16 protein-coding genes are annotated in these 17,378 nt (G+C 36.2%); 10 read left to right on the top strand and 6 right to left on the bottom strand.

Annotation, left to right across the window (positions count from 1 at the left end):
- The first annotated feature begins 6 nt into the window (after positions 1–6).
- From pgi to ACRDEC_RS06705, 4 genes are all read left to right on the top strand, one after another.
- Positions 7–1,650 carry a glucose-6-phosphate isomerase gene (gene pgi / locus ACRDEC_RS06720; RefSeq protein ID WP_431497567.1) on the top strand — a complete coding sequence of 548 codons (1,644 nt, stop codon included), beginning with the start codon at positions 7–9 and terminating at the stop codon, positions 1,648–1,650.
- Positions 1,651–1,819: 169 nt separating this feature from the next.
- Positions 1,820–4,609: a TonB-dependent receptor gene (locus ACRDEC_RS06715; RefSeq protein WP_431497566.1), complete on the top strand. Its 2,790-nt coding sequence runs from the start codon at positions 1,820–1,822 to the stop codon at positions 4,607–4,609.
- A gap of 88 nt (positions 4,610–4,697) precedes the next feature.
- The gene (locus ACRDEC_RS06710) at positions 4,698–5,120 is read left to right on the top strand and encodes a hypothetical protein (RefSeq protein ID WP_431497565.1); all 423 of its coding nucleotides are present in this window, start codon (positions 4,698–4,700) and stop codon (positions 5,118–5,120) included.
- 87 nt (positions 5,121–5,207) lie between these two features.
- Positions 5,208–5,738, top strand: a complete 531-nt coding sequence (locus ACRDEC_RS06705) for a septal ring lytic transglycosylase RlpA family protein (protein ID WP_431497564.1) — start codon at positions 5,208–5,210, stop codon at positions 5,736–5,738.
- Here the strand turns inward: ACRDEC_RS06705 and ACRDEC_RS06700 are convergent.
- Complete coding sequence (locus ACRDEC_RS06700; protein ID WP_431497563.1) at positions 5,725–6,192, bottom strand: CYTH domain-containing protein; 468 nt, start codon at positions 6,190–6,192, stop codon at positions 5,725–5,727. The genes ACRDEC_RS06705 and ACRDEC_RS06700 overlap by 14 nt on opposite strands.
- A gap of 38 nt (positions 6,193–6,230) precedes the next feature.
- Here ACRDEC_RS06700 and dinB point away from each other — a divergent pair, with 38 nt between their 5' ends.
- Entirely contained in the window at positions 6,231–7,313 is a 1,083-nt protein-coding gene (gene dinB / locus ACRDEC_RS06695) for a DNA polymerase IV (protein WP_431497562.1), read from the top strand.
- An 85-nt stretch (positions 7,314–7,398) separates the two neighbouring features.
- A complete protein-coding gene (locus ACRDEC_RS06690) occupies positions 7,399–7,989 on the top strand; it encodes a hypothetical protein (protein WP_431497561.1) in 591 nt (196 codons plus the stop codon).
- A 104-nt stretch (positions 7,990–8,093) separates the two neighbouring features.
- Here the strand turns inward: ACRDEC_RS06690 and pyk are convergent, their stop codons facing one another.
- The 5 genes from pyk to ACRDEC_RS06665 form a co-directional block, all read right to left on the bottom strand.
- Positions 8,094–9,524, bottom strand: coding sequence for a pyruvate kinase (pyk, locus tag ACRDEC_RS06685; protein ID WP_431497560.1), 1,431 nt, complete (start codon positions 9,522–9,524; stop codon positions 8,094–8,096).
- Positions 9,525–9,526: 2 nt separating this feature from the next.
- Complete coding sequence (locus ACRDEC_RS06680) at positions 9,527–10,006, bottom strand: IPExxxVDY family protein (protein ID WP_431497559.1); 480 nt, start codon at positions 10,004–10,006, stop codon at positions 9,527–9,529.
- Between the two features lie 114 nt (positions 10,007–10,120).
- Positions 10,121–10,861 (bottom strand): ribonuclease III, encoded by a 741-nt coding sequence (gene rnc / locus ACRDEC_RS06675; RefSeq protein ID WP_431497558.1) that lies wholly within the window; start codon positions 10,859–10,861, stop codon positions 10,121–10,123.
- A 12-nt stretch (positions 10,862–10,873) separates the two neighbouring features.
- Positions 10,874–12,124, bottom strand: coding sequence for a beta-ketoacyl-ACP synthase II (gene fabF, locus ACRDEC_RS06670; RefSeq protein WP_431497557.1), 1,251 nt, complete (start codon positions 12,122–12,124; stop codon positions 10,874–10,876).
- A 197-nt stretch (positions 12,125–12,321) separates the two neighbouring features.
- The gene (locus ACRDEC_RS06665; RefSeq protein WP_007137004.1) at positions 12,322–12,558 is read right to left on the bottom strand and encodes an acyl carrier protein; all 237 of its coding nucleotides are present in this window, start codon (positions 12,556–12,558) and stop codon (positions 12,322–12,324) included.
- Positions 12,559–12,733: 175 nt separating this feature from the next.
- Between ACRDEC_RS06665 and ACRDEC_RS06660 the strand changes: the two genes are divergently transcribed.
- The 4 genes from ACRDEC_RS06660 to ACRDEC_RS06645 all read left to right on the top strand — a co-directional run bounded on the left by ACRDEC_RS06660 (position 12,734) and on the right by ACRDEC_RS06645 (position 16,744).
- Positions 12,734–13,303: a phosphoribosylglycinamide formyltransferase gene (locus tag ACRDEC_RS06660; RefSeq protein ID WP_431497556.1), complete on the top strand. Its 570-nt coding sequence runs from the start codon at positions 12,734–12,736 to the stop codon at positions 13,301–13,303.
- Positions 13,304–13,305: 2 nt separating this feature from the next.
- Positions 13,306–13,785: a ribonuclease HI gene (gene rnhA / locus ACRDEC_RS06655; RefSeq protein WP_431497555.1), complete on the top strand. Its 480-nt coding sequence runs from the start codon at positions 13,306–13,308 to the stop codon at positions 13,783–13,785.
- Between the two features lie 72 nt (positions 13,786–13,857).
- Positions 13,858–14,784: a PfkB family carbohydrate kinase gene (locus tag ACRDEC_RS06650; protein WP_431497554.1), complete on the top strand. Its 927-nt coding sequence runs from the start codon at positions 13,858–13,860 to the stop codon at positions 14,782–14,784.
- 61 nt (positions 14,785–14,845) lie between these two features.
- Positions 14,846–16,744 (top strand): amidophosphoribosyltransferase, encoded by a 1,899-nt coding sequence (locus ACRDEC_RS06645; RefSeq protein WP_431497553.1) that lies wholly within the window; start codon positions 14,846–14,848, stop codon positions 16,742–16,744.
- Positions 16,745–17,378: the final 634 nt, after the last annotated feature.

Genomic DNA, 17,378 nt, shown 5'->3' with positions numbered 1-17,378 from the left:
CAAAAAATGGCATTACAGTCTATAAATCCTACAGGAACTAAAGCCTGGCAAAAACTTACCGAACACTTTAAAGAGATGCAATATGTTTCGATGCAGGAAATGTTCAAAGAGGATAGCTTGCGTGCACAAAAATTTCATATTGAATGGGAGCAGTTTTTAGTGGATTATTCCAAAAACAGAATCAATCTGAAGACCATTGACTTATTAGTCGATTTAGCTGAAGAAATAGGATTAAAAGAAGCAATCTCAGATTATTTTTCGGGAGATAAAATCAATCAAACGGAAGGTCGATCGGTTCTCCACACGGCTTTACGCGCCAATGAGGACGATATTGTTCTTGTAGACGGGCAAAATATAGTTCCGGAAATTTTTGAAGTAAAAGGAAAAATCAAAGACTTTACAAATCAGATTATTTCGGGAGAAACAAAAGGATTCACAGGCAAACCATTTACTGATATTGTGAATATTGGAATTGGAGGTTCGGATTTAGGGCCAAGTATGGCTGTTGAAGCACTTCAGTTCTATAAAAACCACCTGAATATCCATTTTATTTCCAATGTTGATGGCGATCATGTAACGGAAGTACTCAAAGGATTAAATAGAGAGACAACTTTGTTTGTGGTTGTATCCAAAGCCTTTACGACTCAAGAAACACTGTCTAATGCCAAAACAATCAGAAAATGGTTTCTTAAAGAAGCAACTGAAGAAGATATTGCTAAACATTTTGTGGCAGTTTCAACAAATATTCAAAAAGCCACGGAATTCGGAATTAATCAAAGAAACATTTTTCCTATCTGGAACTGGGTTGGGGGACGATTTTCATTATGGAGTGCCGTCGGATTGACAATCAGTTTGTCTGTCGGTTTCGATAATTTCGATAAATTACTTCTTGGCGCTAATAAAATGGATAAGCATTTTAAAAATAGCCCTTTTGATAAAAACATACCGGTAATTCTGGCTCTTTTAAGTGTTTGGTACAATAATTTTTTTAGTGTCGAAAGTGAAGCCATAATCCCATACACTCAATATTTGCAAAAATTGACGCCTTATTTGCAGCAAGCAGTAATGGAAAGCAACGGAAAAAGCATTAATCGCGATGGAAATCTTGTTAATTATCAAACGGGAACGGTTATTTGGGGTGAGCCTGGAACGAATTCCCAACATGCTTTTTTTCAATTAATACACCAGGGAACAAAACTGATTCCGACCGATTTTATCGGATTTATACATTCTCTGCATGGAGATAAAAGTCATCATAATCAATTAATGTCTAATTTCTTCGCTCAAACAGAGGCCCTACTGAACGGGAAAACTGAAGAAGAAGTGAGAATTGAATTTGGTAAGCAAGGTATTAAAACAGATGCCACAGATTTTTTATTGCCTTTTAAAGTTTTTCCAGGAAATAAGCCAACAAATACTATTGTAATCAATTCGCTGACGCCGGAAACTTTGGGGTCTTTGATTGCTATTTATGAGCATAAGATTTTTGTTCAGGGAATGATTTGGAATATACACAGTTATGATCAATGGGGTGTCGAATTAGGAAAGCAGTTAGCAGACTCAATTTTAGAAGAAATTAACACTTCAAGGGTAAAATCGCACGATTCTTCAACTGAATTTTTATTGAATTATTTTTTGAAAAAAGCCTAATTCGTCGATTTATTGTTGATTTTTCAATAAAAAATCATTCTATATTCAAAAAATCTAATTTTTTATAGTTTTTGATTGATATTATGCAAGCATATTATTAACATTAAGTTAACATTAGTGATAATTATTTGTGGCAATTTTGCACAAACAAAAAATTAAATATCACACAATGAGAAACATGAAAAATTGGTTTTTAGTGACTTTCTTTTTTCTTGCCGTTTCCTCGGGATTCGCACAAGGAAAAATTACAGGTATGATTTTCGATGAAAAAGGCCCATTACCTGGTGCCAATGTAGTAATTGAAGGGACTTCTGTAGGAACAACATCAGATTTTGATGGAAGTTTTACATTAAATACAACAGCTTCTAACGGTAAAATTGTCATTTCATTTTTAGGTTTTAAATCTCAAAAAATAGATTTTTCTGTTGCAAATGGAAAAACTGTAGATTTAGGAACTATCGTTTTAAAAAGCGATGACAATGTACTAGGTGAAGTAGTAGTAACATCTACAGTTATTGACATTGCAAAAGACAGAAAAACGCCTGTTGCTGTATCAACAATTAAAGCTTCAGAAATTAAAGATAAATTAGGTAACCAGGAATTTCCTGAAATTTTAGCAAATACTCCATCTGTATATGCTACTAAATCAGGTGGTGGTTTTGGAGATTCAAGAATAAGTGTAAGAGGTTTCAGTCAGGAAAATGTGGCTGTTATGATTAACGGTGTTCCTGTTAACGACATGGAAAACGGAAGAGTTTTCTGGAGTAACTGGGCGGGTTTGTCTGATGTAACTTCAGCAATGCAGGTACAAAGAGGCTTAGGTTCTTCTAAATTAGCAATTTCATCTGTAGGCGGTACAATCAATGTTATCACAAGAACTGCTGACATGAAACAAGGAGGCACAATCTCTGCAACTTTAGCAAATAACGATTATGTAAAAACATTAGCTTCTTATTCTACTGGAAAAATGAAGAACGGTTTATCTGCTTCGATTTTGTTGAGTAATACTGAAGGGCATATGTATGCTGACGGTACTGAATTTTCTGGACAAAACTATTTTATTGGTTTGGGTTATGAAATTAACGAAAAGCAGGATATCCAATTTACTTTTACTGGAGCGCCTCAATGGCATAACCAAAGAAATTTTGCAAATACAATTGCAGATCATATAAAATATGGAGTTGGTGGAGAGCCAAATATCAAATATAATTCAGATTGGGGTTATTATAAAGGTCAGGAATTTTCTTGGGCGAGAAACTACTATCATAAACCGGTAGCTTCGTTAAACTACAATGTCAAGCTTTCTGATAGAATGAAAATCTCGTCTGTTTTCTATGGTTCATGGGGACGTGGAGGAGGAACAAGTAATATTGGTAAATCTCCATTCGCGTTTAAAACGGCTAATGGTTTAGTTCCATTTGATGATTTTGCTGCATTTAACACAGGTCAATATTCAGCTGCTAACGGACAAACAGTATTGCCTGGTATTACAGGTGCTCAGGTAGCTCCAAATGCTCAAGGTGAATATATCACAAACAGAACAACTGGTTTTACAAGAAGAGCTTCTGTAAACTCACACGACTGGTATGGTACAGTTATCAACTTAAATACAAAATTAACTGACAAATTGACTTTGGATTTTGGAATTGATGCCAGAACATACACAGGATACCATTTCCAAGTCGTTAATGACAGATTAGGTGCTGACGGTTATCAGGCTAATTTAGCAACTGGTGCTGGAGGAGTTTATTTAGCAAATGACATTAACAATCCTACAAGAACTTTATATCAAACATATTCTGCTTCACCAAGTTTCAATCCATTTACTGATGTTAAAGATCAGGAAAAAATTGAATACAACAACGATGGTAAAGTAAGCTGGTATGGTGCTTTTACTCAATTAGAGTATTCAGCAGAAAAATTATCTGCATTTATTCAAGGTGGAATTTCTCAACAAGGGTTTAAGAAAAAAGATTATTTCACATATTTGACAACAGATCCTTTACATGAAACTAAATATGAAAAGATAATTGGGGGTAACGTAAAAGGAGGAGCAAATTATAATTTGAACGAGCAGATGAATGTATTTGCTAATGCAGGTTATTATTCTAAACAACCATTCTTTAATGCGGTTTATCCTAACAACAGATCAAAAATAAATGAGAATTTAACGAATGAGAAGATCTTAGGAATTGAGGCTGGTTATGGGTTCAAATCGTCTAAGTTTAACGCTAAATTAAATTTATATTATACTTCATGGAAAGATAGATACCAGCGTTCAACAGATGCTGCTGCTGATAATATTGGTGGGTATTATGACTTTGCCGGGATTACAGAAATTCATTCAGGAGTAGAGGTAGAATTAAACGCTAATCCATTACCTAAATTAGGATTAAATGCAATGTTCTCATTAGGAAATTGGGAATATGATGGAAATAGTACTAGTAAAAGATATGATGCTAATAACGAGATTATTGGCGGAGGTACTTCAACTACTTTATATTTAGATGGTGTAAAAGTGGGAGACGTTGCTCAAACGACAGCTAGTTTTGGTGCAAACTATGAAGTGGCAAAAAATTTAAAAATTGATGGAAATTACAGATTCTCAGATAAATTATATGCAAGAGTCTCTCCTAATAATTTCTCTGTTGAAACTCATAAAGGATCATTGCAATTGCCAGATTACGGTTTGGTAGATGGAGGTATATCATATAAAATATACAGAACAAAAGACAGTAAAGATTCATTTAATCTTAGATTTAATGTGAACAACATACTAGACGAAGTTTATATCGCTGAAGCAAGAACTAACATTTTTGCGGATGATAAAGTGAGTGCAGCTCCAGGAGCGCCTACTTATCAGGATGCCGGTAGAGTATATGATGGAGTAGCTACAGCTAACCAGGTTTTCTTCGGATTCGGAAGAACATGGAATTTCACATTCTCATACAATTTCTAATAGAACAATTTCTATACAATTCAAAACCACACTTACTAAGTGTGGTTTTGTTTTTTTATTTATATTTGTTTAAACTAAAACAAACAAAATGTACGATTTTATTCAAAAGTTCCATTCCGGTTGGGCTTATCTGGTGTTGTTATTCCTGGTTGTCGCCATTGCAAACAGTGCGATAGGGTTCTCTTCTAAAAAAGAATTTACGGCAAAAGACAGGAAAATTGCGTTGCTTGGATTGATTGCCACGCATTTGCAGTTGGTAATTGGTTTGCTGGTTTATTTTGTATCGCCACTCGGTGCTTCAGCCTTCGGAGAAATGAAAAACGCAGCCTTACGCTTAACATCGTTAGAGCACCCATTAATCAATATTATCGCGATAGTATTGATCACTGTTGGCTGGTCAAAACATAAAAGGACTGAAGACAGCACTGCAAAATTTAAATCGATAGCCGTATTTTACGGTTTGGGATTGTTGTTGATATTAAGTAGAATCCCATGGTCATTATGGTTCTAAATACGTTAAAAAGTCCTAAATAAATAGGACTTTTTTGTTTTGGGTATGGTATTTGTAAATAAGTGAGTAATGTTAAAAAAAGCAATCATGAGAGATAGATTTTTATTGGTAATTACCACAACGATAGCCATTATTCTAATCTTCAGTTTTTCATTCCGGAAATTTGGCAAGACTTCTTTCGCCCTCAATAAGTTTGCGGTCCAGGATACGGTCAAAGTAGACTCAATAGCAATATTGGACAGCTTAATCATTGAAAGTGAGGGGCTTTACAACTATAAATTATACAAATCAAATGCACACGCTTCGTATTATGCCAAAAGATTCCATGGCAAAAGGACAGCAAGCGGAGAGCGGTTTGACAATAACAAGTTTACGGCTGCACACCGTAAATTGGCCTTTGGTACAAAACTTCGCGTGACCAACCTGCGTAATGGGAAATCGGCTATTGTGACAGTCAATGACAGGGGACCTTATGTTAGGGGTCGGGAAATTGACTTGTCGAGAAAAGCCTATATGTATCTTGCCGTGAATAAAAGCGGTGGAGAAATGCGGGTCAAGATTGAAGTCGCCCAGTTAAAACCTGAGCCGCCATTGCCTTCGCCTCTTACCACTCCTTAAAGGGATGGTTGCTTAAGTAGGCATTGTAATACCGGTTGTCCCCGGTTACTTCGCGGCCCAGCCAATGTGGTTTTTCAAATGTTTCGGTTTCCGAATCCAATTCAATTTCAGCGATAGTTAAACCTTCGTTGTCACCATAAAAAACATCCACTTCATAGGTGTGATGGCCAAAAGGGATTTCGTATCTCGTTTTGTCGATGGAACCTTTTTCGCAAATTGAAAGCAATTTTTCGGCTTCAGCCAAAGGGATTTCGGTTTCCCATTCCAGTCGCGTTGTTCCGGATTCGTTTCCTTTTCCTTTGATGGTCAGGAATCCCTTTTCTCCTTTAATCCGTACTCTGACAGTACGTTCTGGTTCCGAATTCAAATAGCCTTGTACAATTCTGTTTTTGGCTGTGGCCAAATCCGTAAAATCAGTATTTAAAACTAAAAATTTGCGTTCAATTTCAATCATAAAATAAAAGTTAGGTTAAAGATATATAAATTTGTGTGATGAGTGATTCAATTACACATAGAAAAATTATCCATGTTGATATGGATGCTTTTTATGCTTCTGTTGAGCAGATGGACAATCCTGAATTAAAGGGAAAGGCATTGGCTGTTGGCGGAAGCGAGATGCGTGGAGTTGTTTCTGCGGCAAGTTATGAAGCCAGAAAATTTGGTGTTCGAAGTGCCATGAGTGGTATTCAGGCGAAGCGTTTGTGTCCGGATCTTATTTTTGTCCGACCGAGATTTGATCGCTACAAAGAGATATCGAAGAAAATCCGGAAAATTTTCCATGATTATACTGATTTGGTTGAACCGCTATCGCTGGATGAGGCCTATCTTGATGTTACCCAGAACAAAAAAGGGAATCCCAGTGCGACACTGATTGCTGAAGAAATCAGGAAACGTATTTTTGAAGAAGTTGGACTAACAGCCTCTGCGGGGATTTCGGTAAATAAGTTTGTTGCCAAAATTGCTTCAGATTACAATAAACCTAATGGGCAGAAAACCATCAATCCAGAAGAAGTAGAATCCTTTTTGGAATCTTTAGATGTCAAGAAATTTTATGGTATTGGTAAAGTGACCACGGAGAAGATGTATTATTTGGGAATTTATACAGGAACCGACCTGAAATCGAAATCGATTGAATTTCTGGACGAGCATTTCGGGAAAAGCGGAAGACATTACTATTATCTTGTACGTGGCATTTCAAATAGTGCCGTTAAACCAAACAGAACAACTAAGTCTGTTGCTGCAGAACACACATTTAATACGAACCTGACTTCAGAGATTTTTATGGAAGAAAAACTGGAACGAATTGCTTCGGAACTGTCCAGAAGGCTGTTGAAACACAAGATTTCAGGGAAAACCATTACTCTGAAAATTAAATATTCTGATTTTACCCAACAAACAAGAAGTAAAACTCTGCCGTATTTTGTATCCGATAAAGGATTGCTTTTTGAAACCGCCAAAGAATTGCTGTATCAGGAACGGATGAAAGATTCGGTCCGGCTGTTGGGTATTTCGCTGAACAACTTGAATACGGAGATTAAAAAAACTGTAGTGGTGCAATTGCGGTTTGAGTTTTAATTAATCTATATGTTTTTTCTTGTTGATTAATTGATTATTTTCGCGCGAATTCTCCAGTAAACATTGAGAAATCTAAATTTTCATTATGATAAGAATACCCCTTATTTTTTTATTGTTCCTTTTACTATGTTCTTGCTCGCAAGCCTTTTATCAGAAAGTAAATCCTGTACAAACGACAGGATTGGATTTTTCTAAAGGCAAATGGCTACTAGGTAATATTGAGGTTCATGCCTATGTTAAAGATGAATTAACCGAATTGGTTTTAAAAGATTTTTCAGAACATCTTAAGGAACGAATTTCTTATTCCTTAAGAGAGAAATCCTTATTTTTAGCTTCTAAAATTCCGCTAAATCCTACTAAATCAGCCATATTAGACTTGAAAACAGGTACGGGTTATGATTATTATATCAATATCAAATGCCAGGATCAAAGAAGTGACTTGAGTAATTTTGATTTTTCAGCGCATAGTTATTATTTAAAACAAATGACTTATGGTAGGGTGTTTATGGAAGTTTATGATTTAAATCAAGGAATTATTGTTTATCAACAAGGTATAGATGGTTCAATGGACGAGGATTCTGGATTAAGTACCAGGCCAAAGCGTAAAATATTGTTAGGATGTTATGCAAAATTAATGAAAGACATAAACAGTCGTTCATTGGGTATTCATCATTAGTTTTTTAATGGATAGAAATTTTTAAGAAAGCAATCCAGGTACTTTAAATAATAAAACCCAACGGATAATTATCCGTTGGGTTTTTCTTTATGTTACGTTTTTGATTATTCTATTTCCGAAATGCGTAAAGTATTCACCATTCCTTTGTTTGCTACCGGCATGGCTGCAAGGTTAACGAGCATGTCTCCTTTTTTAACAAATCCTTTGTCTTTGGCAATCTGATTGATATCATCAATGGTGTCGTCTGTGCTTACGAATTTATCATATAAGAAAGCATTGACTCCCCAAAGTAGATTTAACTGCGTTAGGATGCGTTTATTGGACGTAAAAACCAGAATATGAGAGTGAGGTCGCCACGCTGAAACCTGAAAGGCTGTATAGCCGCTATTGGTCAGTGTAGTGATAGCCTTTGCTTCGATATCGTTTGCCATGACAGCACCATGATAACAGATGTTTTTAGTGATATAACGGTTGGTCTTGATCTGCGGCTGGTTTTGCGGAACCTGAATTAGCGGAGAATCTTCAACTGCTTCAATAATCTGCGTCATTTTTTCGATTACCTGTACAGGATAATTCCCTACTGAAGTCTCTCCGGACAGCATTACGGCATCGGCACCATCCATTACGGAGTTGGCCACGTCGTTTACTTCGGCACGGGTAGGTGTTAAACTGGTAATCATGGTTTCCATCATTTGTGTGGCTACAATGACTGGTATACGGGCAGTTTTAGCTCGGTGGATTAATTTCTTTTGAATAAGTGGTACTTCATGGGCTGGAATTTCAACACCCAAATCGCCACGAGCTACCATCAGACCGTCGCAAAAAGCAACGATTTTATCAATATTGTTTACTGCTTCCGGTTTTTCAATTTTAGCAATAATAGGAATTTTATGATCCGAATTGTCGTTAATCAAATCTCTTAATTCTTCTAAGTCTTTAGGTGTTCTAACGAATGAAAGCGCGATCCAGTCGACATTATTCTCGATAGCAAAAAGAGCGTCTTTGATGTCTTTTTGAGTTAAAGCAGGTAAAGAAACTTTGGTATTAGGTAAATTGACTCCTTTTTTGGATTTCAAAGGGCCACCTTGGATAACACGACAAATAACTTCTGTCTTTCTGTTGGTTTCTACTGCTTCAAAAATCAGTTTTCCATCATCCAGAAGGATTCTTTCGCCTGGATTTACATCTTTTGGAAATTCTTTGTAGTTCATATAAACTCTTTGGGAAGTTCCCGGAATATCGTCGGCTGTCTGGAAAGTAATCAAGTCACCATCGTGAACGACCACATACTCTTTCATTACACCTACACGGAGTTTTGGCCCTTGTAAATCGGCAAGAATAGCTGTTGTGTACCCATTTTCTTCATTCAGTTCGCGGATGATTTTGATTCTTTCCGAAACATCTGCATAATCAGCATGGGAAAAATTAATACGGAAAACATTCACTCCGGCATCAATCATATCTTTGATAACTTCTTTTGTACTACAGGCCGGTCCGAGCGTAGCTACAATTTTGGTCTTTTTTCTTGTAGGCATTTTTAAAAAATTAAATTGTTTTTTGATTTGATTTCATTAGCATCCACTTCATATACTGTGCTTATGGAATCAATTTTATTGAGTTTATTTATAATGTCTTTTATTTTAATTTGGTTGTCGTGTTCTATTTTTAGAAAATAATCCACTTTTTTTAATTCAGAAACCAGTGCGATTTGTGTCATAACGCTGCTGCTGTCGAATAAGTTTACCGCAGCTGTCTGAACGGGCAATTCAATTTCCTGTTTGTTTTGGATTAAATTCCAAAGCATCATTTTCTCTTCGTCATCAAACGTAAATCTTGAAAAGGAAGCTTTTTTTTTGTTGATTTCAATAGGAATTTCGCATTCGTTTTTACTAAGCGAAATGGTTAAATTCTGGTTTATTTTGAATGCCAGACGGAAATCTTCCAGTGAGGTATGAATTGCAACTAAATTGTAATCAACCTGGTCAAAATCTTCAAGTTGTATTTTATGAATTGCCATAGTATATTCAAAATAAAATGTAAATATACTATTTCTATCGTTTACTAACTACTTTAGAAAGTTAGGTTTGTGCTAAATAATTACTGGAAATGCCTCCGTTTCGATGAAAAGGAATTATTTCTTGTCAATTTCGGTCTGAAAGACAAAATAAGCTCTTTTTGAGGCAATTTCTTCCGCTTTCTTTTTTGAAGTGGCTCTGGCTTTGGCTACAATTTTTCCATCAATACTTAATTTGACACCGAAATATTTTAGGTTTCCAGCGTCTTCATCATCATAAATGTTATAATGGAAGGTTTTCTTCTCTTTTTGGCACCATTCGATCAGTAAGCTTTTGTAGCTGATGACTTTGCCTTCCAGTTTGTCGATATCCACATAAGGTTTGATGACTTTTTTGTGGATGAATTTTTCGCAAAAGATAAAACCGAGGTCAAGATAAATAGCGCCAACAAACGCTTCAAAAAGATTTCCGTAGATATTTTCCCCGAAGTTATGCAACGAGACTTTGCTTTCAAGGAATTGGATTAAGTCAAGATCTTTTCCAAGTTCGTTCAAATGTTCGCGGCTGACAATTTTGGATCTCATTTTGGTCAAATAACCTTCATCGCCGGTTGGAACTTTGTTAAATAAATGAGCCGCAATAACCGAACCCAACATGGCGTCTCCCAGAAATTCCAGTCTTTCGTAATTTAAAGGATTTCCTTCTTCATCAATGATATTCATGGATCTGTGGGTAAATGCCCGACGATAATGAAACAGATTCATTGGCTTGAAACCTAGGATTTTCTCAATTTTTGCAAAAAAAATCCCGTCTTCTGGAGAACGGGAATTTGAAAATATTTTTCTAATAATACTCATATACAGAGCTTATTAATCTATTTTTTTGAATAAAACACAGGCGTTATGTCCGCCAAATCCAAAAGTATTACTCATTGCTACCTTTACATCTCTTTTTTGAGCTACGTTTAGCGTTAAGTTTAATTCAGGATTGATGTTCTCGTCTACAACTTGGTGGTTGATGGTAGGAGGAACAATACCGTGTTTGATTGACAGCACCGATGCAATAGCCTCAATAGCTCCGGCTGCACCAAGAAGATGTCCTGTCATTGATTTTGTTGAGTTGATGTTGATGTTTTTAGCGTGATCTCCAAAAACATGGCTGATCGCTTTTAATTCGGCAACATCCCCAAGAGGAGTTGAAGTTCCGTGCGTATTGATGTGATCAACATCTTCAGGATTCATTCCTGCATCTCTCAATGTGTTTTTCATTACTGCGATAACGCCAATTCCTTCCGGATGTGGTGCTGTTAAGTGGTAAGCATCTGATGACATTCCACCTCCTCCTAACTCACAGTATATATTAGCGCCACGTGCTTTAGCGTGTTCATATTCTTCAAGAACCAATGCGCCGGCTCCTTCACCCAAAACAAATCCATCACGAGTTGCATCAAAAGGTCTTGAAGCAGTTTCCGGGCTTTCATTTCTGGTAGATAAGGCCTGCATGGAGTTGAATCCTCCCATACCTGCAATAGTTACGGCTGCTTCAGAACCACCTGAAATAATGACATCACACATTCCCAAACGGATATAATTGAAGGCATCAATTAAGGCATTTGCTGATGAAGCACAAGCAGAAACCGTAGTGTAGTTTGGTCCCATAAATCCGTTTCTCATCGAAATGTGAGCAGGAGCGATATCAGCAATCATTTTTGGAATGAAGAAAGGATTGAAACGTGGAGTTCCGTCTCCCTTTGCGTAACTTAAGACTTCTTCTTGAAAAGTCTCTAAACCGCCTATTCCAGCACCCCAAATTACACCGACTCTCTGTTTGTCAACATTGTCATTGGTGATTCCGGCATCTTTTATAGCTTCCTCACTTGCGGCAACAGCATATTGTGCAAACTTATCCATGCGTCGGGCTTCTTTTTTGTCGATAAAGTCCTCTACATTGAAGTTTTTTACTTCGCATGCAAATTTGGTTTTGTGTTTTTCGGTGTCATAATACGTAATAGGGGCAGCTCCGCTTTTACCGTTTATTAATGCATTCCAATATTCTTGAATATTGTTGCCTATAGGTGTCAAGGCGCCTAATCCTGTTACTACTACTCGCTTTAGTTGCATAGTTTAGTTGGTTTTGTTTAATATAAAAAAACCCACAGCACTTTTAATAATTACTAAAAGAAACAATGGGGTATTACATAAATTTTTTTATGATTGTAATACAATCAATGTTTGTACAAATCTACAAAAGATTTTGAAAAAGACATTAAAAAATAACAACATCTGTAAGGTGTTTCACTTACAGATGTCTAGTAATATTATTTTTTAGCTTCTTCGATGTAAGAAATAGCTTGACCTACAGTAGCAATGTTTTCAGCCTGGTCGTCTGGAATTTGAATGTCAAATTCTTTTTCGAACTCCATAATTAGCTCAACAGTGTCTAATGAATCAGCTCCTAAATCGTTAGTGAAGCTTGCTTCTGTTACAACTTCGTTTTCGTCAACACCTAATTTGTCTACGATAATCGCTTTTACTCTTGATGCAATGTCTGACATAATCTTTAATTTTAAATTTTAATTAGTTGGCAAAAATAAAAAACTTTATTTTAATACAACTTTTTTAGTTAATAAATCTTACCACGAATTTAGAAAATTAATTTCACAAAGACAGTCAATTTTAATTATTTATCATTTATTATCCTTTTTTTTGCATAATAAAATCAAAGGATAAATGAAAAAGATTGTAATATTTGCTTCTGGTTCGGGATCAAATGCCGAAAAAATCATATTACATTTTAAAGAGAGCAGTCAAGGAAACGTGGTCGGGATATTGTCTAACAATTTGCATGCCAAAGTCTTGGAAAAAGCAAAAAACAACGATGTGCCAACGATAGTTTTTGATAAAACGGAGCTTTCTGACGGTACTATTTTAAATAAAATAAATGAAATTGGACCGGATTTAATTGTTTTGGCTGGATTTCTTTTGAAATTTCCCGAATCGATTATTGCCGCCTATCCTGATAAAATTGTAAATATTCACCCGGCTTTGTTGCCAAAATATGGCGGTAAAGGAATGTACGGGATGAATGTTCACAAAGCTGTTTTGGAAAATAAAGAAGCAGAAACCGGCATTACAATTCATTATGTAAATGAGCATTATGATGAAGGAGGGATCGTTTTTCAGGCCAAAACCAATATTGAAGAATGCAAAACGCCTGAAGAAATTGCTGAAAAGGTCCATCAGTTAGAACATGAACACTATCCCGCAGTTATAGAAAAACTGATAACCCTTAAGTCTTAATTTTGAATTCAAGTCACGAAGTACATATTTATACCGATGGTGCTGCCAAAGGAAACCCAGGCCCCGGAGGTTATGGTGTTGTCATGGAATTAGTTGGATCCAATTATAAAAAGGAGTTCTATGAAGGGTTTAGACATACTACTAATAACAGAATGGAATTACTGGCTGTAATTGTAGGGTTGGAAAAACTGAAAAACCCAAAAACAAAAGTTCTGGTGGTTTCTGATTCTAAATACGTGGTCGATTCTGTTGAAAAGAAATGGGTTTTCGGGTGGGAAAAGAAAAATTTTACAGGAAAGAAAAATCCGGATCTATGGATGCGTTTTCTGAAAATATACCGCAAGCATCAAGTCGATTTTAAGTGGATAAAAGGGCATAACAACCATCCGCAAAACGAGCGCTGTGACGAATTAGCCGTAATGGCGTCCACTCAGGAAAAGTTGTCAATTGATGCATTTTATGAAAATAATCAGGAGGATTAAATTCCAAAATAATCGACTAGTAATTCCGAAAACTTAATCGTACATTTGCACCTTTAATTTTCAATTCATTTTATGAACAAATTATTAATTGTTGGAACAGTTGCTTTTGATGCAATTGAAACACCTTTTGGGAAAACCGATAAAATTTTAGGAGGCGCAGGAACTTATATTGGACTTTCAGCTTCAAATTTCAATTTACAGTCCGCTATTGTTTCTGTTGTAGGAGAAGATTTTCCGCAGGAATACATTAATTTATTAAAAGACAGGAATATTGATATTTCAGGACTTGAAGTAGTCAAAGGAGGGAAAACTTTCTTTTGGAGCGGGAAATATCATAACGATTTAAATTCGAGAGATACTTTAGCTACAGAATTGAATGTTCTGGCTGATTTTCAACCGAAAGTACCTCAAAATTTCAAAAATGCTGATGTTGTAATGCTTGGAAATTTACATCCGATAGTACAAAGCAGTGTTTTGGATCAAATGGAGGTAACACCAAAATTAGTGGTTTTAGATACCATGAATTTTTGGATGGACTGTGCTCTGGAAGATTTACTGAATGTTATTAAGCGTGTAGATGTCATTACGATTAATGATGAAGAAGCACGTCAGCTGTCAGGAGAATATTCATTAGTGAAAGCAGCTGCAAAAATCCAAGCGATGGGGCCAAAATACGTGGTGATCAAAAAAGGAGAGCACGGAGCATTATTGTTTCACGACAAACAGGTTTTCTTTGCACCGGCATTACCGCTGGAGGAAGTTTTTGATCCGACAGGAGCAGGGGATACATTTGCAGGAGGTTTTGCAGGATTTATTACGCAGAGCGAAAACATTTCATTCGAAAATATGAAAAGCGCGATTATTCATGGTTCAAATTTAGCTTCTTTCTGTGTAGAGAAGTTTGGAACCGAAAGAATGATCAGCCTTACTAAAGAAGAAGTACATGCGAGATTAAAACAATTTAAATCGCTAACTCAATTCGATATAGCATTATCATGATACGTAAAGCCCTGAACAATGTTTGGGGCTTTTTTTATTTACTTAACTACAACACAACAACATGAGTGACGCATTAAAACACGAGTGTGGCATTGCCCTTTTAAGATTAAAAAAACCATTAGAGTTTTACAAAGAGAAATACGGAACCGCTTTTTATGGAGTCGAAAAAATGTATCTTCTTCTTGAGAAACAGCATAACCGTGGTCAGGACGGAGCAGGATTGGCCAGCATAAAATTAGATGTTGAGGCAGGTCAAAGATACATTAGCCGCATCCGTTCCAATCAGGCACAGCCTATTCAGGATATCTTCGGACAAATTAACCAGCGCATTGCAGATGAATTAGAAGCACATGAAGAGTACAGAAATAATGTAGCGCTTCAAAAAGCTAACATTCCATACGTAGGAGAATTGTTTTTAGGCCATGTCCGTTATGGAACGTTTGGTAAAAACAGTATCGAAAATGTTCATCCTTTTCTGCGTCAGAATAATTGGATGCACCGCAATCTGATTGTAGCCGGAAACTTTAATATGACAAACGTCAAGGAGCTTTTTGAGGATTTAGTCCGATTAGGGCAACATCCAAAACAAATGGCTGATACGGTAACCGTAATGGAAAAAATAGGTCATTTTCTGGATGACGAAGTGACGGATCTTTATCAGGAATGTAAGAACGAAGGATTATCGAAACGAGAAGCATCACCGGTTATTGCAGAAAAATTGGATGTAGCCCGTATTTTAAAACGCGCGTCCAAAAACTGGGATGGTGGTTATGCCATGGCGGGGCTCTTAGGTCATGGAGATGCTTTTGTAACCCGTGATCCGGCAGGCATCAGGCCCGCTTATTATTACGAAGACGATGAAATCGTGGTAGTAGCATCTGAAAGACCGGTAATACAAACGGTATTTAATGTTCCTTTTGAAAAAATCCAGGAGATTACACCGGGACACGCCCTTATTATTAAGAAAGATGGTCGGGTTTTAGATGAAAAAATCCGCGAAGCTTTGCCATTGAAAGCTTGTTCTTTCGAAAGGATTTATTTTTCACGAGGAAGTGATGCTGAAATTTATCAGGAAAGAAAAGATTTGGGGAAATTAATACTTCCGGCAATTCTTGAGACTATTAATGATGACACTGATAATACTGTTTTTTCTTATATCCCAAATACTGCAGAAACATCGTTCTACGGTATGGTGGAAGCGGCACAGGATTTCTTAAACCAAAGAAAAATTGCCGACATTTTAGCCAATAAAGAAGCTTTAAGTACTGAAAAACTACAGGAAATCCTTTCTGTTAAGCTTCGCACCGAAAAAGTAGCTATAAAAGATGTAAAACTGCGTACGTTTATTACTGAAGACAGCAGCCGAGATGATTTAGTTGCTCATGTGTATGATGTGACTTATGGTGTGATTCAGCCAACCGATAATTTGGTTATTATCGATGACAGCATTGTCCGTGGAACAACCCTGAAGAAAAGTATCATCAAGATGATGGACAGACTGCATCCTAAAAAGATTGTTATCGTGTCATCAGCACCACAAATCAGATATCCGGATTGCTACGGAATTGACATGGCAAAATTGGAAGGACTTGTGGCTTTTAGAGCGGCTTTGGCACTGCTTAAAGAAAGAAACCTATACCATATTGTTGATGAAGTCTATGTTAAATGCAAAGCGCAGGAAAATTTAAGCGACAGCGAAGTCGTGAATTATGTCAACGAAATTTATGCGCCATTCACAGATCAGGAAGTTTCAGATAAAATTGCTGAAATGCTAACATCATCATCGGTAAAAGCGGAAGTGAAAATTATTTTCCAAACGGTAGAAAATTTACACAAGGCTTGTCCTAAAAATTTAGGAGATTGGTATTTTACAGGGGATTATCCAACAGACGGTGGAAACCGTGTAGTGAACCGTGCTTTCATGAATTTTTACGAAGGAAAAGACGCTAGAGCTTATTAATTAAACTCTTTTTTTGAAATACAATGCCAAGAGCGAGACAATTCATCTTACTCTTGGTATTTTTTTATGTTAAAAACAGAAATGTGAGGTTGATTCTGCTAAACAGCAACTAATAACCTGCTGATAATGCAAAAAAAAATGGTTTGGTTAAATAGGTTGCCAAAGACGGAGAAATATTTGAGCGAATTAAAAAACTACTACAGTTAATATCTGTTTTCCGTATCGGAGTCATTGATGAAATTATAAACACACCTAAATAGATTTCAGAAAGGCAAAAAAACAACAATTAGTAGTCTCTGTTTTTAAAACAAAATAGATCTATTGGGAATTCACTAATTTGAATATTATTTTTTCGAAAAACTCTGGAGACTGCTGTTTTTTGAAGGATTATCTTACATGTGCAACCGGCCTGGTTCACTAATTTTTATGAAGAAAAGGACGTTTGGACACTCTAAAAAAGCATAAAAATGTCTTTCAACGATTATTTATACAATTCACCGATTTTATTTGGCAACTGCATAACGTCAATATACATTTGCTTCACCATTACATAAGTAGGTTAAGTTTATGGTAGATTTGGGGCAAAAAGGGTAGAACTAAACTTCTACCTTTTTTATTTTATATAAGTTAAGCC

Origin of the sequence: Flavobacterium sp., assembly GCF_050696275.1 — a bacterium.
GTDB lineage: Bacteria > Bacteroidota > Bacteroidia > Flavobacteriales > Flavobacteriaceae > Flavobacterium.
The sequence above is the reverse complement of the archived record's forward strand: the minus strand, read 5'-3'. Positions and strand labels throughout refer to the sequence as shown.

What these genes read in the sequence shown, in the direction of transcription:
- pgi (WP_431497567.1), top strand. Translation starts at nt 7, where the DNA reads ATGGCATTACAGTCTATAAATCCTACAGGAACTAAAGCCTGGCAAAAA.
- ACRDEC_RS06715 (WP_431497566.1), top strand. Translation starts at nt 1,820, where the DNA reads ATGAGAAACATGAAAAATTGGTTTTTAGTGACTTTCTTTTTTCTTGCC.
- ACRDEC_RS06710 (WP_431497565.1), top strand. Translation starts at nt 4,698, where the DNA reads ATGTACGATTTTATTCAAAAGTTCCATTCCGGTTGGGCTTATCTGGTG.
- ACRDEC_RS06705 (WP_431497564.1), top strand. Translation starts at nt 5,208, where the DNA reads ATGAGAGATAGATTTTTATTGGTAATTACCACAACGATAGCCATTATT.
- ACRDEC_RS06700 (WP_431497563.1), bottom strand. Translation starts at nt 6,192, where the DNA reads ATGATTGAAATTGAACGCAAATTTTTAGTTTTAAATACTGATTTTACG.
- dinB (WP_431497562.1), top strand. Translation starts at nt 6,231, where the DNA reads ATGAGTGATTCAATTACACATAGAAAAATTATCCATGTTGATATGGAT.
- ACRDEC_RS06690 (WP_431497561.1), top strand. Translation starts at nt 7,399, where the DNA reads ATGATAAGAATACCCCTTATTTTTTTATTGTTCCTTTTACTATGTTCT.
- pyk (WP_431497560.1), bottom strand. Translation starts at nt 9,524, where the DNA reads ATGCCTACAAGAAAAAAGACCAAAATTGTAGCTACGCTCGGACCGGCC.
- ACRDEC_RS06680 (WP_431497559.1), bottom strand. Translation starts at nt 10,006, where the DNA reads ATGGCAATTCATAAAATACAACTTGAAGATTTTGACCAGGTTGATTAC.
- rnc (WP_431497558.1), bottom strand. Translation starts at nt 10,861, where the DNA reads ATGAGTATTATTAGAAAAATATTTTCAAATTCCCGTTCTCCAGAAGAC.
- fabF (WP_431497557.1), bottom strand. Translation starts at nt 12,124, where the DNA reads ATGCAACTAAAGCGAGTAGTAGTAACAGGATTAGGCGCCTTGACACCT.
- ACRDEC_RS06665 (WP_007137004.1), bottom strand. Translation starts at nt 12,558, where the DNA reads ATGTCAGACATTGCATCAAGAGTAAAAGCGATTATCGTAGACAAATTA.
- ACRDEC_RS06660 (WP_431497556.1), top strand. Translation starts at nt 12,734, where the DNA reads ATGAAAAAGATTGTAATATTTGCTTCTGGTTCGGGATCAAATGCCGAA.
- ACRDEC_RS06650 (WP_431497554.1), top strand. Translation starts at nt 13,858, where the DNA reads ATGAACAAATTATTAATTGTTGGAACAGTTGCTTTTGATGCAATTGAA.
- ACRDEC_RS06645 (WP_431497553.1), top strand. Translation starts at nt 14,846, where the DNA reads ATGAGTGACGCATTAAAACACGAGTGTGGCATTGCCCTTTTAAGATTA.